The organism is Aeromonas sp. s12, from assembly GCF_040907925.1.
Taxonomy (GTDB): Bacteria; Pseudomonadota; Gammaproteobacteria; order Enterobacterales; family Aeromonadaceae; genus Aeromonas; species Aeromonas veronii.
The window spans coordinates 45,159-67,970 of sequence record NZ_JBFOCT010000003.1 but is presented as its reverse complement, the minus strand read 5'-3'; the positions used below and the strand labels follow the sequence as shown (position 1 = coordinate 67,970).

At 59.4% G+C, this 22,812-nt stretch carries 23 protein-coding genes; 8 read left to right on the top strand and 15 right to left on the bottom strand.

Annotation, left to right across the window (positions count from 1 at the left end; translation table 11 throughout):
* Nucleotides 1-57 precede the first annotated feature (57 nt).
* From yidC to AB5Y67_RS00315, 7 genes are all read right to left on the bottom strand, one after another.
* The gene (gene yidC, locus AB5Y67_RS00345; protein ID WP_005355794.1) at nucleotides 58-1,704 is read right to left on the bottom strand and encodes a membrane protein insertase YidC; all 1,647 of its coding nucleotides are present in this window, start codon (nucleotides 1,702-1,704) and stop codon (nucleotides 58-60) included.
* Between the two features lie 5 nt (nucleotides 1,705-1,709).
* Nucleotides 1,710-1,958, bottom strand: coding sequence for a membrane protein insertion efficiency factor YidD (yidD, locus tag AB5Y67_RS00340; RefSeq protein WP_010672280.1), 249 nt, complete (start codon nucleotides 1,956-1,958; stop codon nucleotides 1,710-1,712).
* Entirely contained in the window at nucleotides 1,925-2,284 is a 360-nt protein-coding gene (gene rnpA / locus AB5Y67_RS00335) for a ribonuclease P protein component (protein WP_026457269.1), read from the bottom strand. The genes yidD and rnpA overlap by 34 nt, the downstream gene beginning before the upstream one ends.
* Nucleotides 2,284-2,418: a 50S ribosomal protein L34 gene (gene rpmH / locus AB5Y67_RS00330; RefSeq protein ID WP_005307156.1), complete on the bottom strand. Its 135-nt coding sequence runs from the start codon at nucleotides 2,416-2,418 to the stop codon at nucleotides 2,284-2,286. The genes rnpA and rpmH overlap by 1 nt, the downstream gene beginning before the upstream one ends.
* A gap of 270 nt (nucleotides 2,419-2,688) precedes the next feature.
* Nucleotides 2,689-3,423 (bottom strand): amino acid ABC transporter ATP-binding protein, encoded by a 735-nt coding sequence (locus AB5Y67_RS00325; RefSeq protein ID WP_139495528.1) that lies wholly within the window; start codon nucleotides 3,421-3,423, stop codon nucleotides 2,689-2,691.
* A gap of 12 nt (nucleotides 3,424-3,435) precedes the next feature.
* Nucleotides 3,436-4,104: an amino acid ABC transporter permease gene (locus tag AB5Y67_RS00320; protein WP_013724235.1), complete on the bottom strand. Its 669-nt coding sequence runs from the start codon at nucleotides 4,102-4,104 to the stop codon at nucleotides 3,436-3,438.
* The gene (locus AB5Y67_RS00315; protein ID WP_005339308.1) at nucleotides 4,105-4,863 is read right to left on the bottom strand and encodes an amino acid ABC transporter substrate-binding protein; all 759 of its coding nucleotides are present in this window, start codon (nucleotides 4,861-4,863) and stop codon (nucleotides 4,105-4,107) included. It lies immediately after the preceding gene.
* Between the two features lie 311 nt (nucleotides 4,864-5,174).
* Between AB5Y67_RS00315 and dnaA the strand changes: the two genes are divergently transcribed.
* The 4 genes from dnaA (at nucleotide 5,175) to gyrB (ending at nucleotide 11,246) form a co-directional block, all read left to right on the top strand.
* Nucleotides 5,175-6,545 carry a chromosomal replication initiator protein DnaA gene (gene dnaA, locus AB5Y67_RS00310; protein ID WP_005339307.1) on the top strand — a complete coding sequence of 457 codons (1,371 nt, stop codon included), beginning with the start codon at nucleotides 5,175-5,177 and terminating at the stop codon, nucleotides 6,543-6,545.
* Nucleotides 6,546-6,628: 83 nt separating this feature from the next.
* On the top strand, nucleotides 6,629-7,732 hold the full coding sequence (gene dnaN, locus AB5Y67_RS00305) for a DNA polymerase III subunit beta (RefSeq protein ID WP_005339306.1): 1,104 nt from the start codon (nucleotides 6,629-6,631) through the stop codon (nucleotides 7,730-7,732).
* A 2-nt stretch (nucleotides 7,733-7,734) separates the two neighbouring features.
* Nucleotides 7,735-8,838: a DNA replication/repair protein RecF gene (gene recF / locus AB5Y67_RS00300; RefSeq protein ID WP_005339305.1), complete on the top strand. Its 1,104-nt coding sequence runs from the start codon at nucleotides 7,735-7,737 to the stop codon at nucleotides 8,836-8,838.
* Entirely contained in the window at nucleotides 8,835-11,246 is a 2,412-nt protein-coding gene (gene gyrB, locus AB5Y67_RS00295; RefSeq protein WP_005357188.1) for a DNA topoisomerase (ATP-hydrolyzing) subunit B, read from the top strand. Before recF ends, gyrB begins: the two co-directional genes overlap by 4 nt.
* 101 nt (nucleotides 11,247-11,347) lie before the next feature.
* On the opposite strand, the gene AB5Y67_RS00290 is transcribed toward gyrB, so the two are convergent.
* From AB5Y67_RS00290 to AB5Y67_RS00275, 4 genes are all read right to left on the bottom strand, one after another.
* Complete coding sequence (locus tag AB5Y67_RS00290) at nucleotides 11,348-11,728, bottom strand: VOC family protein (RefSeq protein ID WP_064339081.1); 381 nt, start codon at nucleotides 11,726-11,728, stop codon at nucleotides 11,348-11,350.
* A gap of 66 nt (nucleotides 11,729-11,794) precedes the next feature.
* Complete coding sequence (locus tag AB5Y67_RS00285; RefSeq protein WP_064339082.1) at nucleotides 11,795-12,499, bottom strand: YafY family protein; 705 nt, start codon at nucleotides 12,497-12,499, stop codon at nucleotides 11,795-11,797.
* A 65-nt stretch (nucleotides 12,500-12,564) separates the two neighbouring features.
* Nucleotides 12,565-13,524 carry a helix-turn-helix domain-containing protein gene (locus AB5Y67_RS00280; protein WP_150390023.1) on the bottom strand — a complete coding sequence of 320 codons (960 nt, stop codon included), beginning with the start codon at nucleotides 13,522-13,524 and terminating at the stop codon, nucleotides 12,565-12,567.
* Nucleotides 13,525-13,615: 91 nt separating this feature from the next.
* The gene (locus tag AB5Y67_RS00275; RefSeq protein WP_150390022.1) at nucleotides 13,616-14,386 is read right to left on the bottom strand and encodes an MBL fold metallo-hydrolase; all 771 of its coding nucleotides are present in this window, start codon (nucleotides 14,384-14,386) and stop codon (nucleotides 13,616-13,618) included.
* A 281-nt stretch (nucleotides 14,387-14,667) separates the two neighbouring features.
* Between AB5Y67_RS00275 and AB5Y67_RS00270 the strand changes: the two genes are divergently transcribed.
* The gene (locus AB5Y67_RS00270) at nucleotides 14,668-15,081 is read left to right on the top strand and encodes an Hsp20 family protein (protein ID WP_005339298.1); all 414 of its coding nucleotides are present in this window, start codon (nucleotides 14,668-14,670) and stop codon (nucleotides 15,079-15,081) included.
* Between the two features lie 92 nt (nucleotides 15,082-15,173).
* Entirely contained in the window at nucleotides 15,174-15,614 is a 441-nt protein-coding gene (locus AB5Y67_RS00265; protein WP_005339297.1) for an Hsp20 family protein, read from the top strand.
* A 72-nt stretch (nucleotides 15,615-15,686) separates the two neighbouring features.
* Here AB5Y67_RS00265 and AB5Y67_RS00260 read toward each other — a convergent pair whose 3' ends face one another.
* Nucleotides 15,687-16,937, bottom strand: coding sequence for a valine--pyruvate transaminase (locus tag AB5Y67_RS00260; protein WP_150390021.1), 1,251 nt, complete (start codon nucleotides 16,935-16,937; stop codon nucleotides 15,687-15,689).
* Nucleotides 16,938-17,230: 293 nt separating this feature from the next.
* Between AB5Y67_RS00260 and AB5Y67_RS00255 the strand changes: the two genes are divergently transcribed.
* Entirely contained in the window at nucleotides 17,231-17,464 is a 234-nt protein-coding gene (locus tag AB5Y67_RS00255; RefSeq protein ID WP_005342304.1) for a hypothetical protein, read from the top strand.
* Here the strand turns inward: AB5Y67_RS00255 and AB5Y67_RS00250 are convergent.
* Nucleotides 17,394-18,218, bottom strand: a complete 825-nt coding sequence (locus AB5Y67_RS00250; RefSeq protein ID WP_199428001.1) for a helix-turn-helix domain-containing protein — start codon at nucleotides 18,216-18,218, stop codon at nucleotides 17,394-17,396. The two genes, AB5Y67_RS00255 and AB5Y67_RS00250, sit on opposite strands and share 71 nt — an antisense overlap.
* Before the next feature lie 92 nt (nucleotides 18,219-18,310).
* On the opposite strand from AB5Y67_RS00250, the gene AB5Y67_RS00245 reads away from it, so the two are divergent.
* A complete protein-coding gene (locus AB5Y67_RS00245) occupies nucleotides 18,311-19,438 on the top strand; it encodes a multidrug effflux MFS transporter (protein WP_199428002.1) in 1,128 nt (375 codons plus the stop codon).
* 4 nt (nucleotides 19,439-19,442) lie between these two features.
* Here AB5Y67_RS00245 and AB5Y67_RS00240 read toward each other — a convergent pair whose 3' ends face one another.
* Together AB5Y67_RS00240 and AB5Y67_RS00235 are read right to left on the bottom strand one after the other, a co-directional pair.
* Entirely contained in the window at nucleotides 19,443-20,126 is a 684-nt protein-coding gene (locus AB5Y67_RS00240; protein WP_005357169.1) for a response regulator, read from the bottom strand.
* Between the two features lie 58 nt (nucleotides 20,127-20,184).
* Entirely contained in the window at nucleotides 20,185-22,773 is a 2,589-nt protein-coding gene (locus tag AB5Y67_RS00235) for a sensor histidine kinase KdpD (protein ID WP_199428003.1), read from the bottom strand.
* Nucleotides 22,774-22,812 lie beyond the last annotated feature (39 nt).

Below are 22,812 nucleotides of genomic sequence, written 5' to 3'. Positions count from 1 at the left end.
AGACATTGTAATAAAAAAGGCGGCCCGAAGGCCGCCTCTTTTGTCATCACGGGAAGATTAGCTGCGTGAATGCAGTCCTTTCTTCTCCAGCTGACGATAGATGATGGTCTGCTGGATGATGGAGATGACGTTGCTCACCAGCCAGTAGAGAGTCAGGCCAGCCGGGAACCAGAGGAACATGAAAGTGAAGATGATCGGCATGAACTGCATCACTTTCTGCTGCATCGGGTCGGTTACGGTGGTCGGGCTCATCTTCTGCAGATACCACATGGAGGCACCCATGAGGATTGGCAGCACGAAGAAGGGGTCCTTCACTGACAGGTCAGTGATCCACAGGGCAAACGGCGCGTGACGCAGTTCAACGGACTCCATCAGTGCCCAGTAGAGGGCGATGAAGATCGGCATCTGAACCAGGATCGGCAGGCAGCCACCCAGCGGGTTGACCTTCTCCTTCTTGTACAGCTCCATCATGCCCTGAGACATCTTCTGGCGGTCATCGCCGAAGCGCTCGCGCAGGGCCGCAATCTTGGGTTGCAGCATGCGCATCTTGGCCATGGAGGTGTACTGGGCCTTGGTCAGCGGGAACATGATGCCGCGTACCAGCAGGGTCAGCATGATGATGGCCAGACCCCAGTTCTGGACGAAACCGTGGAACACGGTCAGCAGCCAGTGCAGCGGTTGGGCGATGAACCACAGCCAGCCGTAGTCGACGGTCAGGTCGAGGTGGTTAGCCACCTTGGCCATCTGGTCTTGCAGCTTGGGACCGACCCACAGCTTGCTGGTCACTTCAGCCTGCTGGCCGGCAGCCACGTCAACCAGCGGCGCCTTGTAACCGATGATGGCCTGGCCTTTACCAGGGATCACACGGCTGTAGAAGCTGTTGGTATCGTCGGCATTTGGTGCCCAGGCAGAGACGAAGTAGTGTTGCAGCATGGCGACCCAACCACCTTTGGTGGTCTTGTTCAGGTCGGCATCCTTCATCTCGTCGAAGGTGTACTTCTTGTAGCGGGTATCTTCAGTGGAGAAGGCACCACCACGGTAAGCGCTGGCTACCATGGCATGACCTTCCTGATCCTTCGGCGTTGCTACGGTCTGCTTCAGCTGGCCATAGAACTGCACCTGAACCGGCTCGGCAGATTTGTTGTCGATCTTGTAATCAACGCCAACGGCATAGTCGCCACGCTTTAGGATGAACTCCTTGGTGAAGACCACGCCCTTGCTGTCGGTCCAGGTCATCGGAACGACGACTTGATCCTGACCATCGGCCAGCTGATAGCTGGTCTGGGCGGCTTCATAGGTAGGACGACCTTCGGCCTGACTGTCCGGACCGTTGCGACCCACCAGACCGCTCTGGGCGATATAGAGGTGCTCAGGCTTGCTGGTCAGCAGCACGAACGGTTGGTCCTTGCCCTCTTCCAGTTTGTGAGACAGCAGTTCGGCAGACACGACGTCACCACCCTGGGTATCCAGGGTCAGCTTGAGCACGTCAGAGGAGACGGTGATCAGCTTGCGTGCGGCAGTCGCGTTGGCTTGCTCGGAAACCTGAGGAATATCACCGGTCTGACCGGCTTCAGGTACGAAATGTTCGGTTTGGGCCACGGTAGTCGGGGCCGGCTTCGGAGCCTTGTCGGACTCCCACTGTTGCCAGAGCAGAAAGCTCACGAACAGCAAACCGATCAGGAGTAGATTGCGTTGTGATTCCATAGTCTTCAGTTTCTTCGCTTTGGTTGCGGAACCGGGTCATAACCACCCTCGGATAAGGGATGGCATTTTAATAGACGTTTGCTAGCTAACCAAACGCCTTTTATGAAACCGTGAAGTCGGATGGCTTCTATCGCAAATTGGGAACAAGTTGGAGTAAAACGGCAGCGCGGCCCGAGCAGAGGGCTAATGATTAGCTGATACAGGCGTATCAGTTTGATAGCTACCCATTGCAACGGCGTGACAGAGTGCGCCATAGCTTTTCCAGTAACTTGAACAGTTCCTCGTTATCCATCTCTTTCACACCGGCCTTGGCGATCACCACGATGTCGATAGCGGGCAGCTGATGTTGTTTGAGGCGGAAACTTTCCCGGACCACCCGTTTGACACGGTTACGCCAGACGGCACGCTTGAGTGCTTTTTTGGGCACAGCGAGACCAAGACGAGGGTGTTCGAGTGAATTGGGGCAGGCGAGAAGCGTAATTTGCGGGGAAGCAGCCCGGACAGGCTCGGCGAAAACGCGTTTGAAGTGTTCGGGAGTTAACAGACGTAACTCCCGAGAGAAGGTGTGCTGGGTAGGCATTAAACTACCAGACGGGCACGACCCTTGGCACGACGAGCGGCCAGAACTTTACGACCGTTGGCAGTTGCCATGCGGGCGCGGAAACCGTGAGAGCGCTTGCGCTTCAGGTTGGACGGTTGAAAAGTACGTTTCATGATTCGATTCCGTATTTCTGTACAGTTTTGATTGTCACACTTAGCCGACGCGCCAGCTATAGCGTGTGACGACTAGCAAAAGAGGCCGAATTCTAAACAGAGTTCGGCTTTTAGTCAATCCGCCGTTCCCTCTCATCCTGCCGTGGTCTTGAAAAGGCCGCTGCCGAGCGTGAGGATCCAGAGGATCAAGGGCTCCGGATTATACTGGCAACCCGGGGTTAAACAAGGGATCCCTCAATAAAAAAGGCGGCCAGGCCGCCAAAGAGAGAGCTATTTAAGGACTTTCCGCAAGAACTCCCGGGTACGGGGATCCTGGGGATCGACCAATATCTGATCCGGCGGGCCCTGCTCGACGATCCGCCCACCTTCCATGAAGATCACCCGATCGGCAACATCACGAGCAAATTCAATCTCATGGGTCACCACCACCATGGTCTGGTGCTGGCGGGCCAACTCTTTCATCAGTCCCAAAACCTCGTCGACCCACTCGGGATCGAGGGCCGAGGTGGGCTCGTCAAACAGGATCACCTTGGAGTGTGCCGCCATGGCGCGGCCAATGCCGACCCGCTGCTGCTGGCCGCCGGAGAGGGAGGCCGGATAGGCATCCTGCTTGTCGGCGAGGCCAATGTCCTTGAGGATGCCGAGCGCTGTGGCGCGGGCCTCCGCTTTTGGCTGCTTCCAGACGGTGATCAGCCCTTCGGCGATGTTGTCGAGCGCCGTCTTGTTGGCAAACAGGGCATAGTTCTGGAACACGAAGGAGGCCCGTTTGCGCAGCTCGATCGCCTGCTGTTCGCTGGCCTTGGCCAGATTCAGCTCAAGATCGTCGATGGCAAGGGTGCCCGCATCCGGGGTCTCCAGCAGGTTCAGGCAGCGCAACAGGGTCGACTTGCCGGTGCCGGAGGGGCCGATGATGACGACAATTTCCCCCTTTTTGACCTCCAGATCGATACCGTTGAGCACCTGATTGCCGTGATATGCCTTGGAGAGGCCGGTTAGCTTGATCATGAGAGCCCTCCTTTAATAGGCACGGTTAAGACGAATTTCCAGCAGATGCTGCAAGCGGGTAAAGAAGATCACCACTACCCAGTAGATCAGCGCCACCGCCATAAAGCTCTCGAAGAACTTGAAGGAGGAGGAGGCTTCCATTTGCGCCTTGCCCATTATCTCGGCCACCCCCAGCGTGAAGGCCAGCGAGGTGCTCTTGATCATATCGATGAAGTAGTTCATCAGCGACGGGGTGGCGATACGGGCCGCCTGCGGCAGGATGATCCGCTGCATCGCCTGATAACGGCTCATGCCGATACTGAGCGCCGCTTCCATCTGGCTTTTGTGAATGCCGAGGATGGCTGCGCGGATCGACTCGGCCATGTAGGCGGCGAAGTGCAGGGTCAGACCGACGATGGCGGCAGTAAAGGCATCCATCCCCACGAAGATCGGGAACAGTTGCGGCAGTCCGTAGTAGAGCAGGAACAGCTGAACGAGTAGCGGTGTACCCCGAAAGAACGAGATATAGAGCATCGCCAGCCAGTGAATCGCGGGGACGCGAAACACCCGTACTATCGCCAGGGCCAGCGAGAGTACGAGTGCCAGCACGAATCCCCACAGGGCCATTTCCATCGTGGTGCCCAGGTATTTGAGCAGGATGGGAAACAGCCCCAGCGTGTATTCGAGGTCAAATTCCATCATTTATTTGTCGGTGATGTCGGAAGCGAACCATTTCTCGGAGATCTGACGCAGGGAGCCATCCTTGCGCATGGCAGTCAGTGCCTCGTCGACCTTCTTCAGCAGCGCCTGTTTCTCCGGGGTCTTCAGGAAGGGCAGGGCGTTCTCGATAGTCTCGAACGGTGCGCCAGCCTGTTGCAGCGGCAGCTTGGACTCTTTGATCAGCTGGGCGGTGGAGACGCGGTCCATCACGAAGGCATCGATGCGACCCAGGGCGACATCCTGCTCGAAGGCGGAGTCATAGGTGCGGATGTCGATCTTTTTGTTCGGGTCGTTCTTGCGCAGCAGCTCTTCGAAGTTGGAACCCAGGTTCACGGCCACCTTCTTGCCTTCCAGATCCTTGATACCGTGGATGGTGCTGTTGCCCTTGCGTACCACGATCTGGGCGCCGTCATAGACGTAAGGCTGGGAGAAGTCGTACTTCGCCTTGCGCTCGTCGGTGATGGTGATCTGGTTGGAGATGGTATCGATGCGGCCGGTTTCCAGCATGCCAAACAGGCCGGAGAAGCTGGCGGTCACGAATTCGACCTTGTAGCCGGTACGCTCGCCGATCTGGTTCCACATATCCACTTCAAAGCCCTGCAGCTTGTCCTGCTTGACGAAGGTGAACGGGAAATATTTGCCAGACATGCCGACCTTGATGGTCTCCTGGGCGATGGCCTGACCGGACAGGGTGGCGAGCAGGATGGCTGCGCCGGAAATCAGTTTGATGGATGTTTTCATGGTGTTTCTCTCTCTCAATGTCTTGTATTTGTAGTTGTAATAACTGGTTTGGCCCTGATGTTATTGGAATAAAACTTAAAAAATAAATGACATTTGGTTATATGAAATAACAGGAGAGAAGCACGGGATCGACCAATCCGGACGGTGGATCAAGCTGTGGGTAACTTTGGGGATGAAATCCGATCCAAAGGCGCTGGATCCTTGAAAGTCAAGGATCTTATTTGCTGGATCCACCGGGCGATGGCTGGAGATCCGGCGGCTAAAAACGTAGAATAGCCGGTCTTTAGTTAATCAATCGACAGGAGTTTAGAGTGACTGCTTCGCTATGGCAGCAGTGCCTTAACCGGCTGCAAGATGAGTTGCCCTCGGCAGAATTCAGCATGTGGATCCGGCCGCTTCAAGCGGAGTTGAGTGACAATACTCTGACCCTGTATGCACCGAATCGCTTTGTTCTGGACTGGGTACGAGACAAGTATCTCATCCGGGTTAACGGCATCATCAACGAACTCTGCGGGGTCGACGGCCCCGCCCTGCGTTTTGATATAGGCAATCGTCCCCATCCTGTTGCTGTCGCCAGAGCGCCGGTACAGGGTGCCGCGCCTGTGAATAACTTGCAGAAGAGCTGGGAAAGCAAGGCTGAAGCCAAGCCCGAGCCGAACCACAAGAGCAACACCAACGTGAACTATACCTTCGAGAATTTCGTCGAGGGTAAGTCCAACCAGTTGGCGCGTGCGGCTGCCCGTCAGGTAGCGGACAATCCGGGTGGTGCTTACAACCCGCTGTTCCTCTATGGCGGCACTGGCCTGGGTAAAACCCACCTGCTGCACGCCGTTGGCAATGCCATCAAGGAGAGTAAAAAAGATGCCAAAGTCATCTATATGCACTCCGAGCGGTTTGTTCAGGACATGGTGAAAGCGCTGCAAAACAACGCCATTGAAGAGTTCAAGCGTTACTACCGCAGCGTCGATGCCCTGCTCATCGATGACATCCAGTTCTTCGCCAACAAGGAGCGCTCCCAGGAGGAGTTCTTCCATACCTTCAATGCCTTGCTGGAAGGTAATCAGCAGATCATCCTGACCTCGGATCGCTATCCGAAGGAGATCAACGGTGTCGAGGATCGCCTCAAGTCCCGCTTCGGCTGGGGCCTGACCGTGGCGATCGAACCGCCGGAGCTGGAGACCCGCGTCGCGATCCTGATGCGCAAAGCTGATGAGAACCAGATCCATCTGCCGGACGAAGTGGCCTTCTTCATCGCCAAACGTCTGCGATCCAACGTCCGTGAACTGGAAGGCGCCCTCAACCGGGTGATCGCCAACGCCAACTTCACCGGCCGTGCCATCAACATCGATTTCGTGCGCGAAGCGCTGCGCGACCTGTTGGCACTGCAGGAGAAGCTGGTCACCATCGACAATATCCAGAAGACGGTGGCGGAGTACTACAAGATCAAGCTGGCGGATCTGCTCTCCAAGCGTCGTTCCCGCTCCGTTGCCCGTCCACGCCAGCTGGCGATGGCACTGGCCAAGGAGCTGACCAACCACAGTTTGCCGGAGATAGGTGATGCCTTTGGTGGCCGTGACCACACTACCGTTCTTCATGCCTGCCGCAAGATCGAGCAGTTGAAGGAGGAGAGTCACGACATCAAGGAGGACTATTCCAACCTGATCCGTACCCTTTCTTCCTGATAACGGAATCGAGTGGACAGATGCAGCGCGAATATTCCAACCTGATCCGAATCTTTTCCTCCTAATCACAACGGAGAGCACAGATGCAGCTCGAAATTAGCCGTGAGGCCCTGTTACGTCCTCTGCAACTGGTGTCCGGCGCCCTCGGCGGCCGACCGACCCTGCCGATCCTCGGCAACGTGCTGCTTGATGTCAGCAACGGTCTGCTGTCACTGACCGGCACCGATCTCGAAGTAGAGATGATCGGTCAGGTCTATCTGAACGGGGCCAGCGAAGATGGCCGCACCACAGTACCGGCGCGCAAGCTGCTGGATATCTGCCGTGGTCTGCCGGAAGGCGCCGAGATCCGTCTCAATACCGAAGGCGAGCGCCTGATCATCCGGTCCGGTCGCTCCCGCTTCAACCTCTCGACCCTGCCGGCGACCGAGTATCCGAACATCGAGGATTGGGAATCCGTGCTCGAGTTCGATATCAGCCAGCTGGAGCTGAAGAAGCTGATCGATGCGACCCAGTTCTCCATGGCCAGCCAGGACGTGCGTTACTACCTGAACGGCATGCTGTTCGAGAGCGAAGGTCACGGTCTGCGCACCGTGGCGACCGACGGTCACCGTCTGGCCACCTGCCGCCGCGAGGTAGTAGGGGAATCGCTGCCCGATCATCAAGTTATCCTGCCGCGCAAAGGGGTACTGGAGCTGGTGCGTCTGTTGGAAGCAGAAGACAAGCCGGTGCGGCTGCAGATCGGCCGCAGCAACCTGCGTGCTGCCCTCGACGGCTTCATCTTCACCTCCAAGCTGGTGGATGGCCGCTTCCCGGACTGGCGCCGCGTCATTCCGCGCAACAGCGACAAGGCCCTGATCGCCGGCCGTGAGGATCTGCGTCAGGCGTTTGCCCGCGCCGCCATCCTCTCCAACGAGAAATTCCGTGGGGTGCGTCTCAATCTGCAGGAAAACCTGCTGCGCATCACCGCCAACAACCCGGAACAGGAAGAAGCCGAAGAGCTGCTTGACGTACAATATGCCGCTGGCGAGATGGAGATCGGCTTTAACGTCTCTTATGTGCTCGACGTGCTGAATACGTTAAAATGTGACCAAATTCGTATTAGCCTGAGCGATTCCATCAGCAGTGCCATTATTGAGGATTTTGAACATCAGGATGCTCAGTACGTGGTGATGCCGATGCGGATCTAGTCGTGTCCCTGGTCAAACTCCAGCTCAGCGACTTTCGCAATATCCAGCAAGCCAGTCTCAAGCTGTCGCCCGGCCTCAACATTCTGGTCGGGTGCAATGGCAGCGGCAAGACCAGCGTGCTGGAAGCCATTCACTACCTTGGGCTGGGGCGCTCCTTTCGCACTCATTTGACCGGGCGGGTAATCCGCCAGGGGGAGAGGGCCTTTACCCTGTTTGCCCAGTGTGAGCTGGAGGGGCGTCAGGTTCCGATCGGTCTTGCCAAAGACAAGAGTGGCGAGACCCAGCTCAAGATTGCCGGGGCGCAGGCCCAGCGGCTGGCCGATTTGGCGGAGCTGTTGCCGGTGCAGTTGATCCATCCCGATGGTTTCAACCTGCTGACGGGCGGGCCTCAGGCTCGCCGCGCCTGGCTCGATTGGGGCGTTTTCCATCAGGAGCCGACCTTCTTTGCCCTGTGGGGGCGAGTGCGGCGGCTGCTGAAACAGCGCAATGCGCTGCTGCGCCAGAGCACCCAGTACCGCCAGCTGGCGTTCTGGGATCAGGAGCTGGTGCGGCTGGGGGGTGAGCTGGCCGAGTTTCGCGCCAGTTATTGTCAGGCCATTACGCCCCTGATCAAGGAGATGACGGCGGATTTTCTGCCGGAATTCGATATCAGTCTCGGCTTTTACCGAGGCTGGGAGAAAGATACTCCCCTCGGCGATCTGCTGGAGGCGGGGTTTGAGCGGGATCGGGCGCTGGGCTATACCGGTGTCGGTCCACAGAAAGCCGATGTGCGCCTCAAGGCGAACGGGGTACCCGCTCAGGATATTTTGTCCCGGGGTCAGCTGAAGTTGCTGGTCTGCGCCATGCGACTGGCCCAAGGGCTCTATTTGAATCAACATAGCAGCCGTGGCTGTATTTTTTTAATTGACGATTTTGCCTCTGAACTGGATGTCGACAAGCGCCGCTTGCTGGCCGCAAGGCTGAAGCAGTGTGCGTCCCAGGTGTTTATCACCGCCATCGACACCGGTCAGCTCGCAGACATGATGGATGCGAATGACTGCAAGTTGTTCCACGTGGAACAGGGTAAAATCTCCGAAACGTTAGAGAAGGCAGAGAGTAAGCTATGAGTGAAAATACTTACGACTCCTCGAATATCAAGGTGCTGAAGGGCCTGGATGCGGTCCGCAAGCGCCCGGGGATGTATATCGGCGATACGGATGATGGCTCGGGTCTGCACCACATGGTGTTCGAGGTCGTCGATAACTCCATTGACGAGGCGCTCGCTGGCTACTGCTCCGATATTCTGGTCAAGATCCATTCCGACGGTTCTGTCTCTGTGCGTGACAATGGCCGGGGTATCCCGGTAGACATGCACGAGGAGGAGGGCCGCTCCGCCGCAGAGGTCATCATGACCGTGCTGCACGCAGGCGGTAAGTTTGATGACAACTCCTACAAGGTATCCGGCGGCCTGCATGGCGTGGGTGTCTCCGTCGTTAACGCGCTCTCTGACAAGCTGTTGCTGACCATTCGTCGTAATGGCCACGTCTACGAACAGACCTATCATCTGGGTGAGCCGCAAGCGCCGCTCAAGCAGATTGGCGACAGCACCGGCACCGGTACTGAAGTTCGTTTCTGGCCGAGCCCTGCCATTTTCAGCGATACCCTGTTCCACTACGAGATCCTGGCCAAGCGCCTGCGCGAGCTCTCCTTCCTCAACTCCGGTGTCTCCATCCGTCTGCAAGACGAGCGTGATGGCCGCGAGGCGCATTTCTGCTACGAGGGTGGCATCAAGGCGTTCGTTGAATACCTGAACCAGAACAAGACCCCGATCCACCCGAAGGTGTTCCATTTCACCACCGAGCAGGATGGTATCGGCGTTGAAGTGGCGATGCAGTGGAACGACGCCTATCAGGAAGGGGTCTACTGCTTCACCAACAACATCCCGCAGCGGGATGGTGGTACTCACCTCGTTGGCTTCCGTACCGCGCTGACCCGTACTCTGAACTCCTATATGGACAAAGAGGACTACAGCAAGAAGGCCAAGTCTGCCGCCAGTGGCGACGACGTGCGTGAAGGTCTGATTGCCGTTATCTCCGTCAAGGTGCCGGATCCCAAGTTCTCCTCCCAGACCAAAGACAAGCTGGTCTCTTCCGAAGTGAAGACCGCCGTTGAACAGGCGATGGGTGAGAAGCTGGCCGACTTCCTGCTGGAAAACCCGGGCGATGCCAAGATCGTGGTCAACAAGATCATCGATGCGGCCCGTGCCCGCGAAGCGGCCCGCAAAGCCCGCGAACTGACCCGCCGCAAAGGCGCGCTGGATATCGCCGGTCTGCCCGGCAAGCTGGCTGACTGTCAGGAAAAAGACCCGGCTCTCTCCGAACTCTACATAGTGGAAGGGGACTCTGCTGGCGGTTCCGCCAAGCAGGGTCGCAACCGTAAAAACCAGGCCATCCTGCCGCTCAAGGGTAAAATCCTGAACGTAGAGAAGGCCCGTTTCGACAAGATGATCTCCTCGCAAGAGGTGGGCACCCTGATCACCGCACTGGGTTGCGGTATCGGTCGCGACGAGTACAACCCGGACAAGCTGCGTTATCACAACATCATCATCATGACCGATGCGGACGTCGATGGTGCGCACATCCGAACCCTGCTGCTGACCTTCTTCTATCGTCAGATGCCGGAAATCATCGAACGTGGCTACGTCTACATCGCCCAGCCGCCGCTCTACAAAGTGAAGAAGGGCAAGCAGGAGCAGTATCTGAAAGACGAAGACGCGCTGCTGCAGTACCAGACCGCCATGGCGCTGGATGGTGCTACCCTGCACGTCAACGAGTCTGCCCCGGCCATCGGTGGCGAGGCGCTGGAGCGTCTGGTCAACCAGCACCGCTCGGTGACTCACCTGATCACCCGTATGTCTCGTCGTGCGCCGGAAGCCGTGCTGACCCAGCTGATCTATCAGCCGGAGTTGAACGAAGCGCTGCTGAACAGCGAGAGCGATCTGCTGGCCTGGTGTCAGGGTATGGAAGCCGTGCTCAACGAGAGCAACCACGGTATCCAGTACCAGATCCAGGTTCGTCGTGACGAAGAGCGCAGCCTGTACGTGCCGCACGCCGTGGTACGTCAGCACGGTGTCGACCGCGAATATCCGCTCAGCTACGACTTCCTGCAGTCCGGTGAGTACCGTCAGCTGGTCTCGCTGGGCAAGGAGATCGCCAACCTGATCGAGGAAGGTGGTTTCATCAAGCGTGGCGAGAAGGTCAAACCGGTTGCCAACTTCGTGGAAGCCGTCGAGTGGCTGATGGGCGAAGGCAAACGCGGCATCTACATCCAGCGCTATAAAGGGCTGGGTGAGATGAACCCGGACCAGCTGTGGGAAACCACCATGGATCCGGAAGCCCGCCGCATGCTGCGCGTCACCATCGACGACGCCGTCGGTGCTGACCAGCTCTTCTCCACCCTGATGGGTGATGCCGTTGAGCCCCGTCGTGACTTTATCGAGACCAACGCCCTGCGCGTGGCCAACCTCGACGTATAATCGACGCTGTCAGCTCGATATAAAAAAGCCGCTCCCTGTGAGCGGCTTTTTGCTTTTCTGGCGGAGGATGTTGCTCGTTCCACGTGGAACATTGAACCGGATTACCCCAGCAGCTCAGGTGCCGGGCAGTAGAGGCGCAGACGATGGCCATCCGGATCGAGGGCCATGCAGGTGTAGCCAAACTCCATCTTGGTCGGCGCCTGGATCAGGGTGAGCCCGCGTGCCAGCCATTCGGCAGACAGGCGATCGACGGCATCATCATCGGGGAGGGCGAAGGCCAGCTCCATCGCTCCGGCCGTTTGGGTCACGGCAGGTTCAACAGTGGCGCTGGACCAGAGTGCCAGTCTGGCGCCTGACTCGAACACGAACATGGCAAAGGTAGGTGACTCCTCCACCGGTTCACGCCCGAACAGCTCGCGGTAGAAGAGCGCGCTGCGGGCCGGGTTGGTAACGTAGAGGATGGTGAACTGGGGGACTAACATGGTGATGCTCCTTGCTGATGAGATGGCGCATTGGCGCAGACCCCGTCAGCATGGTGCTACCTGCTGTCAGTTTCTGTCAGCAATGAATCTGGGTTGCGGGATCTGCTGGGTGGGGCGCCACTCCTTCAGCAGGCTCTCTCTGCTTTTGGGATAGCGGCAATCTTGCGGCTGCATCCGTGTGATGCGATCGACCCGAAAGTGGCGAAAGCCCTGACGCAGTTCGCACCAGGCTACCAGTACCCGCACCTGTTCGAAGTAGCCGAGGGCAAAGGGCCAGACGGTACGCTCAGAGGCCTCATCCTTGAGGTCACGATAACTCAGGGTCACCTTGCGTTGCTGGCGGATGGCGCAGCGCAGCGGGGCTTCATCGGTGAGGCGGTCGCTGCGGGAGGTGCCGATCAGCAGGGCATTGCTCTGGAGCTGCTGGCGATAGTCGGCTGGCAGTACGGCTTCTATCTTGGCCAGCGCACTGCTGGCCGATGCTCTCAAGGCTCCGTCACCGTGGGCGACGACCCAACGTGACCCCAGCACTAGCGCATCCAGCTCCTCTTCACTGAACATCAATGGCGGCAGCATGAAGCCGGGACGCAGCACATAGCCGATCCCCGGTTCACCCTCGATATGGGCACCTTGCGCCTGCAGGGTGGCGATATCCCGATAGAGGGTGCGCAGGCTGATGCCAAGCTGGTTGGCCAGCTCCGCGCCAGTTATGGCGTAACGGTGGCCGCGCAGCAGCTGGAGCAGGGCCAGCAGGCGTTCGGAACGGGACATGGGATTACTCCTCGGGATTTCTGGTTAGCCTGCCATAGCGGAGTGAGCGGGTATAGAGGATGTCATCAGATATTGTTTCCGCGAAAAGATCGTCGCCACTCGCTGGGGGAGATGGCAAAGCGGGCACGGAAGTGGTTGCGCAGAGAGGTGGCACTCTTGAAGCCGACCAGCTCAGCGATGCGATCGATGGAATGGCCGCTTACCTCCAGCAGTTCCTGACTGCGCCTGAGCCGCTCCGCCAGCAGCCATTCACCCACCGAGAGGCCGGTAGCCTGATGAAAACGGCGGGTAAAGGTGCGGCGGCTCATCAGGGTGTGGGCCGCCAGAGAATCCAGGGTGTGGGGTTCGGCCAGATGGGCACGCAGGTGATCGAGCAACTGGTTCATCCGGACATCGCGGGTGGAGGTGGGCACCGGCTGCTCGATAAACTGGGCCTGACCCCCTTCCCGGTGAGGCGGGATCACCAGCCGCCGCGCCACTTTGTTGGCGATGGCTGAGCCGTGGTACTGGCGCACCAGATAGAGGCAGCAGTCCAGCCCGGCGGCAGTACCTGCCGAGGTGACCAGCCCATCGTCATCCACATAGAGGGCATTGGTATCGAGCTGCACGCAGGGAAAGCGGCGGCAGAAATCCTGCTCGTACTCCCAGTGGGTCGATGCTTTGCGACCATTGAGCAGCCCGGCGTAGGCGAGCACATAGGTGCCGAGACAGAGCCCGACCAGTCGGGCACCTCTGGCTCTGGCGGCAATCAGGGCATCGAGCAGCGTTGCGGGTGGTCGGGCTGCCGGGTCATGCCAGAAGGGGATGACGATGATCTCCGCCTCGGCCAGCACCTCCAGCCCATGGGGCGCCTGAATGGTGAAGCCTTGCGCCGAGTGTGCGTGGCGGTTGCCATCACCGCAGCAGATCTTGAGCTCGAACAGCGGCTGGCCCGGCAGGATGTCGCCGAAGATGAGGCAGGGGACGGCGCAGTGAAAAGGGCTGAAGTGATCGAAGGTCACCACGGCAACGATCGGGGTGGGCATTATGTTGACTCCTCTCTGCGCGCAGGCCTCTCATCATAAGCGTTCGGCAGTGAAAGCCGAAGGGCCATGTCTGGCATGGCCCCCCTGCGGATCACAGCGATATCGCCTCGCCATCTTCCGGCACCCGTACCCGATCCATCATGCCCCGTTTCGCCAGATAGTTGCGCAGCTCCTGGCGTGACAGCACGGCGTGGTTGACCGCCTCCATATGGCTGGCGATCAGCGTGGCTTGCGGTGCAGCCTGATAAACGGCGGCGACATCCTCCTTGCCCATGATGATGGAACCGAGTCCGGGCACCTGTGCATCGCCGCAGTTGAGGATGATGACCTCGGGTTGATGCTGTTGCAGGGCTTGTTCGACCGAGGGATGCCAGATGGTATCACCGGCCAGATAGAGGCTCTGTTCATCGGGATGGGAGAAGACCACGCCGCATACCTCTCCCATGCGCTCACCCAGTACCGCCATCAACGGGTCGCTGCCGTGCTGGCCACCGGTCTGTTGCAGGCGAATGCCGGCAAACTCGGGCTGGTCGCTCAGCAGCCGCACATCCTCAAAGCCACTGGCACGAATGGCATCAGCATCTTTCTGATGTTGTACCAAGAGCGGCAGATGTTTGGGGATCAGAGCTCTGGCGGCATCATCCCAGTGGTCGGGATGGTCGTGGGTGACGATCACTGCGTCCACATCGACCAGCTCATCGATCGGTAGCGGCAGCTCGACCAGCGGATTGCGCAGCTGGCTGTTGGCGGTGCCCTCAAAGCCGGGGAAGGCCCCCTTGGCCGAGAGCATGGGGTCGATCAGAAAGCGGGTGCCGGCATAGTCGAGCAGCAAGGTGGCGTTGCGAACCTGGGTAATCTTCATGGGATGGCTCCATGTTGGCTGGTGGATATGCAACCAATTATGGGGTGCGGAGCGCATTGCCATCAGTGGCCCACGGGTCGATTATCATCACTATCGGGCCAACAGGTTGATGTTCTACAGGTCGGCACGGCCATTTTAAAAATTTGAAAAAAATCCCCTTGAAAGGAAAAAGTGAGCCCCTATATAGGTAACAAGGCCGGAACGCTCGACAGAGGTTTCGACCAGGCGCCCGTCCATCAGGAGGGCAAACAATCCGTTATCGCTCACAAGAGGGTAATACTATGCGTTCTATCGACTTTTCTCCGCTCTATCGTTCTGCCATCGGTTTCGATCGTCTGGCCAATCTCATCGAATCTGCGGCCAGCAATGGCAATGCCGGTTATCCCCCTTACAACATCGAGCAGCTGGGTGACAACGATTACCGCATCAGCATGGCGGTGGCGGGCTTTACCCAGGAAGAGCTGGAGCTGAGCTTTCAGGAAAATCTGCTGACGGTGAAGGGCAACAAGCAGGCCGACACCGGGCGCAACTATCTCTATCAGGGGATCGCCGAACGTGGTTTCGAGCGCCGCTTCCAGCTGGCCGACTATGTGCGGGTGAAAGGGGCCGACCTGAAAAACGGCTTGCTGCACATCGAGCTTGTGCGTGAAGTGCCCGAGGCGATGAAGCCGCGCAAGATAGAGATCAACGGCTGATAGCTCGAATTCACTGAAATTTTAAAATTTCCCGGGTGCCGATAACGGGCCTGTGGAGAGTTGAACCTGTTGCTTATTAGAAGGATAGGATTATGCGTAACCTCGATTTTTCTCATCTCTATTCCAACGCCGTCGGCTTCGAGCGGATGGCCCGCGAGCTGGAAGGTCTGTTCGAGCAGAAGACCGCCGCTTACCCCCCGTACAACATTGAAAAGCGCGATCAGGATGGCTATCGCATCACGGTCGCCGTGGCTGGCTTCGAGCGCGAAGAGCTGGAGCTGGAGACCGAAAACGGTACCCTCAAGGTGAAGGGGCGCAAAGGGGCTGCGGCCGGTGAGCGTCAGTTCCTCCATCAGGGGATTGCCGAGCGTGACTTCGAGCTCGCCTTCAAGCTGAGCCAGCACGTGGAAGTGCAGGGTGCCAAGCTGGAGCATGGTCTGCTGACCATCGATCTGGCGCGCGAATTGCCGGAGGCGCTCAAGCCCCGCGCCATCCCCATCGGTAAGCCCGAGCAACTGGCGTTGCCCGGTTAAGCAAACCGGATCGCGATAAACAATAAAGGCCTGCATCTGCAGGCCTTTCTGTTTTTGTATCGCCGGATTGGATTAACCAGCGTAGAGGGCGTTGATTTCATCGGCCAGAATAGCGATGCCGCGACGCACCAGCTTCTCGCTCTGGGAGTAGTTGAGGCGAATGCACTCCTGGCTGTGACGCCACTCGGGGTCATCGATGCCGGGGAAGAAGTAGTGACCCGGCACGATCAGCAGGTTTTTCGCCTTCAGTCGCTCGTACAGCTCCTGACAGTGGATCGGCAAGCCTTCAAACCAGAGCCAGAGGAAGAGGGCCCCTTCTGGTTTGTGAATGTGGAAGCGCGGGTCGGGGATCGCTTCGCGCAGCAGCTGCACCGCCAGCTCTGCCTTTTGCTGATAGAAGGGTTTCACCACCTGTTCGCTGAGGGCGATGATATCGCCGCTCTCGATCATCGGGATGGTGATGGCGGGCCCCAGACTGCCCGGCGCCAGATTGATGATGCCGCTCAGGTTGGTGATGGCCTGAATGATCTTCTCGTCGGCGATGACGATGCCGCAGCGGGTGCCCGGCAAGCCGAGCTTGGAGAGGCTCATGCAGAGGATGGTATTGGCGTTCCAGAACGGCTTTGCCTCACTGAAGATGATGCCCGGGAAGGGGACGCCGTAGGCGTTGTCGAGCAGCAGCGGGATTCCCTTGTCGCGGGCGATCTGATCGAGATGTTCGATCTCTTCGTCGGTCAGCACATTGCCGGTCGGGTTGGTCGGGCGGGAGACACAGATCACCCCGATATCGTCACCTACCTGCAGACTCTCGAAATCCACGTGGTATTTGAACTGGCCATCGGGCAGCTTCTCGATGGTGGGCTTGTAGGCCACGAAGTAGTCGTCGGCCAGCGCCGAGTCGGCATAGCCGATGTATTCGGGGGCGAGCGGGAACAGCACCTTCTTCTTGCGGCCATCGGCAAATTCACCGGCCAGCAGGTTGAACAGGTAGAAGAAGGCATTCTGACTGCCGTTGGTCAGGGCGATATTGCGGGCCGAGATGTCCCATCCCAGCTCCTTGCTGAGCAGGGCTGCCAGCGCTTTGGTGAACCTGTCTTTGCCCTGTGGGCCGTCGTAGTTGGCCATCGCTTTGACCAGCTCGCCGTTGTCGAGCAGGCTCTTGGCCTCGGCCTGAAAGCGTTCCAGCATGGCGGGGATGGGGGCTGGATTGCCGCCACCCAGCATGATGGCGTCCGGATTGGTCAGCCCCTGATTGAGGTCATCCATGAGTTGGGTAATACCGGCGTGGCGAGTGAACTTCTCGCCGAACAAGGAAAATTCCATTCAGTGACAGATCCAGATTTGAGTTACGGGGATGTAGCACCATAGCTCAGTTTAAAAGCGGGTGTCGATCAAAAAGATGGGACGTTCCACGTGGAACATGGTGCAAAAATCAAGCGTGGTTAAAAGCACCAACTGTTGGTTTAAAAATGACCGAGCGGGATGCATTTTGCGACTCAATTTGGTATCGAGATATAGTTAATTTAAACAAAATCATCATGTTATGAATTGCGTGAGGATTGGCACAACTATTGGAATAGCTATCTGGTCATCTCAACCATACCGGAGCAAACCAGATGAAAAGCCTGATCGCTACCCTGATTGTGAGTGCCCTGAGCCTGAACGTGATGGCCAACGAAAACCCGCGGCCCGAGCTGGAGAGTGCCCAACTGGAGCAAGATGTGCAGAGCGAGTTGCAACAGGCATCTCATGCCGTGGTGCAGGATGCGTTGCACAATCTCAAGCCGCTGGCGCTGGATACCCTGGTGGTGGAGGCGAGTCAGGCTGTGGCGACTCACCCCGAGAGTTGAGGTAGCGCAGGGGGGTCTGTCCCGTATGTTGTTTGAAGAAGCTGATGAAGGCGCTGTCGCTGGAGAACTCCAGCGCAGCGGCAATCCGGCTGATGGGCTCGCTTTCTGCCAGCAGCTCCATGGCGCGCAACAGCCGCCACTGCTGACGCCACGCCTGATAGCTCATGCCGGTCTCCCGCATGAAGATGCGGCCAATGGTCTTGTCACTGGCACCCACCCGCTCGGCCAGCCGGTTGAGCCGATCGGGCAGGGCATCCCCCCGTTTCAACTGCTGTAGCCAGTCGCCCAGTCTGGGATCGGTCGGCAGCGGCAACTGCCACGACTCCCGCGGCGCCTGCCCCAACTCCTCCATAAACAGTGCCACCGTCCGCTGTTGCTGCTCTTGCGGTTTGTCCCACGGCCAGAGCGCCATCCGCTCGATCAGTTCGTGCAGCAGTGGATTGACCGCCAGCACCTCCACCGTGCCGGGCAACTCGGGGTGCGGCTGGAAGTAGAGAGAGCGATAGGCCACCACGCCGCGCATCAGTACCCGGTGGGCGGTGCCCGCTGGCAGCCAGGCGGCGCGGGTAGGTGGCAGCAGGCAGACCCGACCTTCCAGCTCCATGGTCATGCAGCCGGATTGGGCGAACAGCAGCTGATGGCGTTGATGTTGATGCAGACCCGAGTCGTGCCAACCGAGCGCGGAGGCAATGCCGATCACGCTGCCCGTCAGCTGGTCGGGGTCAAAAGGGTGATCGGGAAGAATAAAGGCCATATGTCCGATTTTTGATGTTTATAGTCCTGCTTATTGTAATCAGACAATTTGAATCTCTCTAGACTGGCGACCTCTTGTGAAGGAGGTTTGTCATGAACAACAAGTTGCCACCGCTCTGGCTGGTGGTGGGATTGATGATGTTTCCCCAAATTGTGGAGACCATCTACAGCCCGGTACTGACCCACATCGCCAGCCAGTTTCGGGTGAGCGAGGGGCAGGCATCCCAGACCCTGTCGGTCTATTTTCTGGCGTTTGCGGTGGGCGTGGTCTGCTGGGGGCGGCTATGCGATCTGATCGGACGGCGTCCCGCCATGCTGGCGGGTCTGCTCACCTATGGCGTCGGCACCTTGCTGGCGCTGCTGGCCAACCAGTTTGAAACCCTGCTGCTGGCCCGGGTCATCTCGGCCTTTGGCGCTGCGGTAGGATCCGTGGTGACACAGACCATGCTGCGCGATAGCTATCAGGGCAGCGATCTGGCACGGGTCTTCTCGGTGATGGGCATAGCGCTCTCCTTGAGCCCGGTGCTGGGGCTGCTCAGTGGTGGCCAGCTGGCGAGCGGGTTCGGCTATCTCGGAGTGTTCAGCGGTCTGCTGGTACTGGCAGTAGGTTTGCTGCTGGTGACCTGCTGGCAGTTGCCGGAAACCCGCCCGGCCACCAACCAGCGAGTCGCGCTCTGGCCGCTGGCGTGCCGGATGATAAAAGATGGTGGGCTCTGGCGCAGTGCCATGCTGGTTGCCCTGTTCAACACCATGCTGTTTGGTTACTACAGTCTGGCCCCGTTCCTGTTTGCTGGGTTGGGGCTGAGCACTGGCGAGTTTGGTTACTCGGGGATCTTGCTGGCGCTAGCGACTCTGCTCGGCGGCCTGCTCAACAAGCATCTGTTAGGGAGAGGGTGGCAGCCGTCCTCTCTGGTCAGGTTGGCTTGCGCTCTGGCGCTGGTCGCCGGGCTGCTGGTCTGGGCGAGTCAGTCCAGCCTCTGGTTCCTGTTGCCCATGATGGGTGTGGTGGTGGCCTTCGGGCTGGCTATCCCCAATGTGCTGAGTCAGGCGCTGCTGGCCTATCGCGAGGTCGCTGGCAGTGCTGGCGCCCTGTTCGGGCTTGGCTACTACCTGCTGCTCAGTCTGGGGTTGGCGGTGGCGGCCGGATTGCAGGATCTCGGCCTGTTGCTGAGTGGCTGTGGTCTGTCGGCGCTGATTTGCTGTGGGCGTCGTTCCACGTGAAACGTCAGTTGCCGATAAAGCGGTAGCCAATACCGGATTCGGTCTCGATAAGCGTCGGTTGCTGGGGGTTATCCCCCAGCTTTTTGCGCAGGCTGGCGATGACGATGCGCAGGTAGTGGGTGTCCTCCTTGTGGCTCGGCCCCCAGATGTCATTGAGCAGCTGGGTCTGCATCACCAGCTTGCCGGGGTGGCACACCAGCGCCTGCAACAGGGCGAACTCCTTGCGGGAGAGGGGGATCTCTTCGTCTTTCATGGTCACCTTGTGGCTGCTGACATCCAGCGTCAGGCCGCATTGGGGGAAGTGGCGCCGCTCGCCGCTGCTGACACCAGCCCGCTGGCGCAACAGCACGCGAATGCGGGCCATCATCTCGCCGATGCCAAACGGCTTGCTCATGTAGTCGTTGGCACCGGCATCCAGCAGCCGCACCTTCTCCTGCTCCGAATCGCGGGCCGACAACACCAGCACCGGATTGGGGTGGTGCTCGCGAATGGCCTGCAACACCTGAATGCCATCGCCATCCGGCAGACCGAGATCGAGGATCACCAGATCGGGGTTGAGGTGGCGATACTGCTCCAGCCCTTCATTGACCCCCACCGCCTCACTCACCTGATGCCCCTCGGCAATCAGGCTGATCCGCAGAAAGCGACGGATCGCCGCTTCATCATCTATGACCAGAATGTGTGCCATCGAACCTCCAGAGGCGAATGGTGGGAGGGGCTGATTGACCCGATCTGGCGGTCAGCCATCAGACCTCCGGTGAATTGAGGGCGAGCGGCAGGGAGATGCGCATGCAGGTTCCGTTGCCATTGGGGCCGGAGAAGGCCCAAATCTTGCCGCCGTGGGCCTCTATCATAGCGCGGGAAATGGCGAGGCCAAGCCCGGTGCCACGGCTGCCGCAATCGCCCACCGGCTGGGTGTAGAAGAGATTGAAGATCTTCTCCCGATCCGACTCGGCGATACCGACCCCGATATCGATGATGTCGATGATGAGGTCGGGCTCGGCCACCATCACCTTGAACTCGATGGGGGTGCCTGCCGGCGAGTAGCGGGAGGCGTTGTCGAGGATGTTGACCAGCACCTGCTCGATCAGGGCGCCATGGACATAGAGCTGGGGCACATGCTGATCGAAATGGACCAGCAGCTTGTGCTGGCGCCAGGAGGAGTCGAGTCGCTTGCGGGCGCTCTCCACCAGATCCGCCAGATCGACCCAGTCCCGTTTCAGCTGGAAGTCGGGGGAGCCGATGCGGGTCATATCCAGCAGATTCTGCACATAGCTGTGCAGGCGGCGCGCCTCCTCCTGCACCGAGTGGAGCAGTTCGTCACGGTCTTCGGCGGGGATCCGGTCACCATATTCCAGCAGAGTGCTGCCTGCCCCCATGATGGTCGCCAGTGGCGTCTTCAAATCGTGGGAGACCGAGGAGAGCAGGGCCGCGCGCATCCGGTCGGTCTCCGCCTGTAGCTGGCTATCGGCCAGCCGCTCGTTGAGGTCGATCCGCGCCAGCGCGGCGCGAATGTCGGTGAGCAGCGCCTGCAGCTGGTGTTCGGCAGAGGAGGAGAGCGGATTGGCCAGCGTTATGCCGATCACCAGATCATCGCTGAGGTGGTGATACTGGGCCTCGGCGGCATTGAGGGTCGCAGTGTGGGCCCCGGCGCTCTGCTTCTGGGCCAGACACCAGTCGATGGCCGCCTTGTCGGTCTGGCCGGGCCTGTGCTTCTCGTTGCCGAGCCGATCATTGAACTCCTTGTCAATCACCACGGTCGGCTGGCCTAGCGCCAGTGCAATGGCCTGGGCACCTTGTCTGAGCACCTCCTCCGGGCTGCTGGCGGTGGCCAGCCCCTGACTGAGGGAGAGCAGGGCATTGCCCAGCTGCTGGGTCTCGCGCAGACCGATCAGCTGTTGCCGCTGGCGGGAGGCGAGGCGTCCCGCCGTCATACCGACGATAAGCAGCACAAACAGGGTGAGCAGGTCGCTGTGGTTGGCGACGCTCAGGGAGAAGTAGGGGGCGGTGAAGAGCAGATTGTGGGCGATAAAGCCCAGCACCGCCGCCAGTGTGGCGGGCACCAGACTGGTGGTGAGGGCAGTCGCCAGCACCCCCAGTACAAAGATGAGCGGCAACGCTGCTGGTGGCAGCCAGTAGGAGAGTCCCCAGGCGGCGGCCGAGGTGATCCCCATGATCACCACTGCCAGCAGGCTGTGGTGTATATCCTTCGGGGTCGGGACGCGCATCCCCACTTCGGGCTTCTGCTTCTCGGTATCGACCAGCGTGATTTCGAGCCCCTGCGCCTGTTTGAGCAGGTGTTGCACCAGCGAGCGACGCCATGGCGCCTTGTGGGGTTTGCCGAGCAGCAGTTGGGAGACCTGCTGCTGTTCGGCGGTCTCCAGCAGGGTGTTGGCGACCGCCGGGCTTGATAGCGTCAGCACCTTGGCACCGAGGTGGGAGGCGAGCGCCAGCGCCTGCTCCACATCGGCCGAGCGGCGGCCATTGCTGTCGACATGCACCACCAGCCACGGGAGCTGACGGCGCTGGGCAAAGCGGTGGCCGTAGCGCACCAGCGCCGAGCCGTGCAGGTCGCCGAGGCAGACCATCAGCTTGCCCCGCAGCGGCAAGGTACTCTTGCCTGCTGCCTGCCACTGCAGTTGCAGATCGCCCTCCACATGGCTGGCGGCGGTCTGCATCGCCAGCTCCCGCAATGCGGTGAGGTTGTTGAGGGAGAAGAAGGATTGCAGTGCCGCCTTGGCCTGATGGGGCACATAGACCTTGCCCTCCTTGAGGCGGCCGAGCAGCTCCTTGGGGGGCAGGTCGATCAGCACCAGACTATCGGCTTCCAGCAGCACCTGATCGGGCAGGGTCTCTTTCACCCTGACCCCGGTCAGCTGCCACACCAGATCGTTGAGACTCTCCAGATGCTGCACGTTGAGGGTGGTGTAGACGTCGATCCCGGCGTTGAGCAGCTCCTCCACATCCTGCCAGCGCTTCTCGTGGCGGCTGCCGGGGGCGTTGCTGTGGGCCAGCTCGTCCACCACGGCGATGGCCGGTTTGCGGGCGAGCAGGCCGTCGAGATCCATCTCCTCCAGTCGCTGCTGGCGGTGCATGTGGATCTTGCGCGGCATGATGGCGAGCTTGTCGAGCAGGGCCAGCGTCTCCTGCCGGCCGTGGGTCTCCACCACGCCGATCAGGATGTCGACCCCCTCTTTGGCCTGTTCCCGCACAGCCTGCAGCATGGCGTAGGTCTTTCCCACGCCGGGAGCGGCCCCGAGAAACACCTTCAGCTTGCCCTTGTGCTCCTGTTCCAGGCTCGCCAGCAGGGCGTCGGCCCTTACCTCATCACGCATCCCCATGCTCCTGCATCAGACTCGCCAGCAGGGCGTCAG

What these genes read in the sequence shown, in the direction of transcription:
- AB5Y67_RS00270 (WP_005339298.1), top strand. Translation starts at nt 14,668, where the DNA reads ATGCGTTCTATCGACTTTTCTCCGCTCTATCGTTCTGCCATCGGTTTC.
- AB5Y67_RS00280 (WP_150390023.1), bottom strand. Translation starts at nt 13,524, where the DNA reads ATGCCCACCCCGATCGTTGCCGTGGTGACCTTCGATCACTTCAGCCCT.
- AB5Y67_RS00255 (WP_005342304.1), top strand. Translation starts at nt 17,231, where the DNA reads ATGAAAAGCCTGATCGCTACCCTGATTGTGAGTGCCCTGAGCCTGAAC.
- rpmH (WP_005307156.1), bottom strand. Translation starts at nt 2,418, where the DNA reads ATGAAACGTACTTTTCAACCGTCCAACCTGAAGCGCAAGCGCTCTCAC.
- yidC (WP_005355794.1), bottom strand. Translation starts at nt 1,704, where the DNA reads ATGGAATCACAACGCAATCTACTCCTGATCGGTTTGCTGTTCGTGAGC.
- AB5Y67_RS00315 (WP_005339308.1), bottom strand. Translation starts at nt 4,863, where the DNA reads ATGAAAACATCCATCAAACTGATTTCCGGCGCAGCCATCCTGCTCGCC.
- AB5Y67_RS00245 (WP_199428002.1), top strand. Translation starts at nt 18,311, where the DNA reads ATGAACAACAAGTTGCCACCGCTCTGGCTGGTGGTGGGATTGATGATG.
- AB5Y67_RS00265 (WP_005339297.1), top strand. Translation starts at nt 15,174, where the DNA reads ATGCGTAACCTCGATTTTTCTCATCTCTATTCCAACGCCGTCGGCTTC.
- AB5Y67_RS00290 (WP_064339081.1), bottom strand. Translation starts at nt 11,728, where the DNA reads ATGTTAGTCCCCCAGTTCACCATCCTCTACGTTACCAACCCGGCCCGC.
- AB5Y67_RS00235 (WP_199428003.1), bottom strand. Translation starts at nt 22,773, where the DNA reads ATGCGTGATGAGGTAAGGGCCGACGCCCTGCTGGCGAGCCTGGAACAG.
- AB5Y67_RS00325 (WP_139495528.1), bottom strand. Translation starts at nt 3,423, where the DNA reads ATGATCAAGCTAACCGGCCTCTCCAAGGCATATCACGGCAATCAGGTG.
- AB5Y67_RS00320 (WP_013724235.1), bottom strand. Translation starts at nt 4,104, where the DNA reads ATGATGGAATTTGACCTCGAATACACGCTGGGGCTGTTTCCCATCCTG.
- AB5Y67_RS00285 (WP_064339082.1), bottom strand. Translation starts at nt 12,499, where the DNA reads ATGTCCCGTTCCGAACGCCTGCTGGCCCTGCTCCAGCTGCTGCGCGGC.
- gyrB (WP_005357188.1), top strand. Translation starts at nt 8,835, where the DNA reads ATGAGTGAAAATACTTACGACTCCTCGAATATCAAGGTGCTGAAGGGC.
- AB5Y67_RS00275 (WP_150390022.1), bottom strand. Translation starts at nt 14,386, where the DNA reads ATGAAGATTACCCAGGTTCGCAACGCCACCTTGCTGCTCGACTATGCC.
- rnpA (WP_026457269.1), bottom strand. Translation starts at nt 2,284, where the DNA reads ATGCCTACCCAGCACACCTTCTCTCGGGAGTTACGTCTGTTAACTCCC.
- yidD (WP_010672280.1), bottom strand. Translation starts at nt 1,958, where the DNA reads ATGGCGCACTCTGTCACGCCGTTGCAATGGGTAGCTATCAAACTGATA.
- AB5Y67_RS00250 (WP_199428001.1), bottom strand. Translation starts at nt 18,218, where the DNA reads ATGGCCTTTATTCTTCCCGATCACCCTTTTGACCCCGACCAGCTGACG.
- dnaN (WP_005339306.1), top strand. Translation starts at nt 6,629, where the DNA reads ATGCAGCTCGAAATTAGCCGTGAGGCCCTGTTACGTCCTCTGCAACTG.
- AB5Y67_RS00260 (WP_150390021.1), bottom strand. Translation starts at nt 16,937, where the DNA reads ATGGAATTTTCCTTGTTCGGCGAGAAGTTCACTCGCCACGCCGGTATT.
- AB5Y67_RS00240 (WP_005357169.1), bottom strand. Translation starts at nt 20,126, where the DNA reads ATGGCACACATTCTGGTCATAGATGATGAAGCGGCGATCCGTCGCTTT.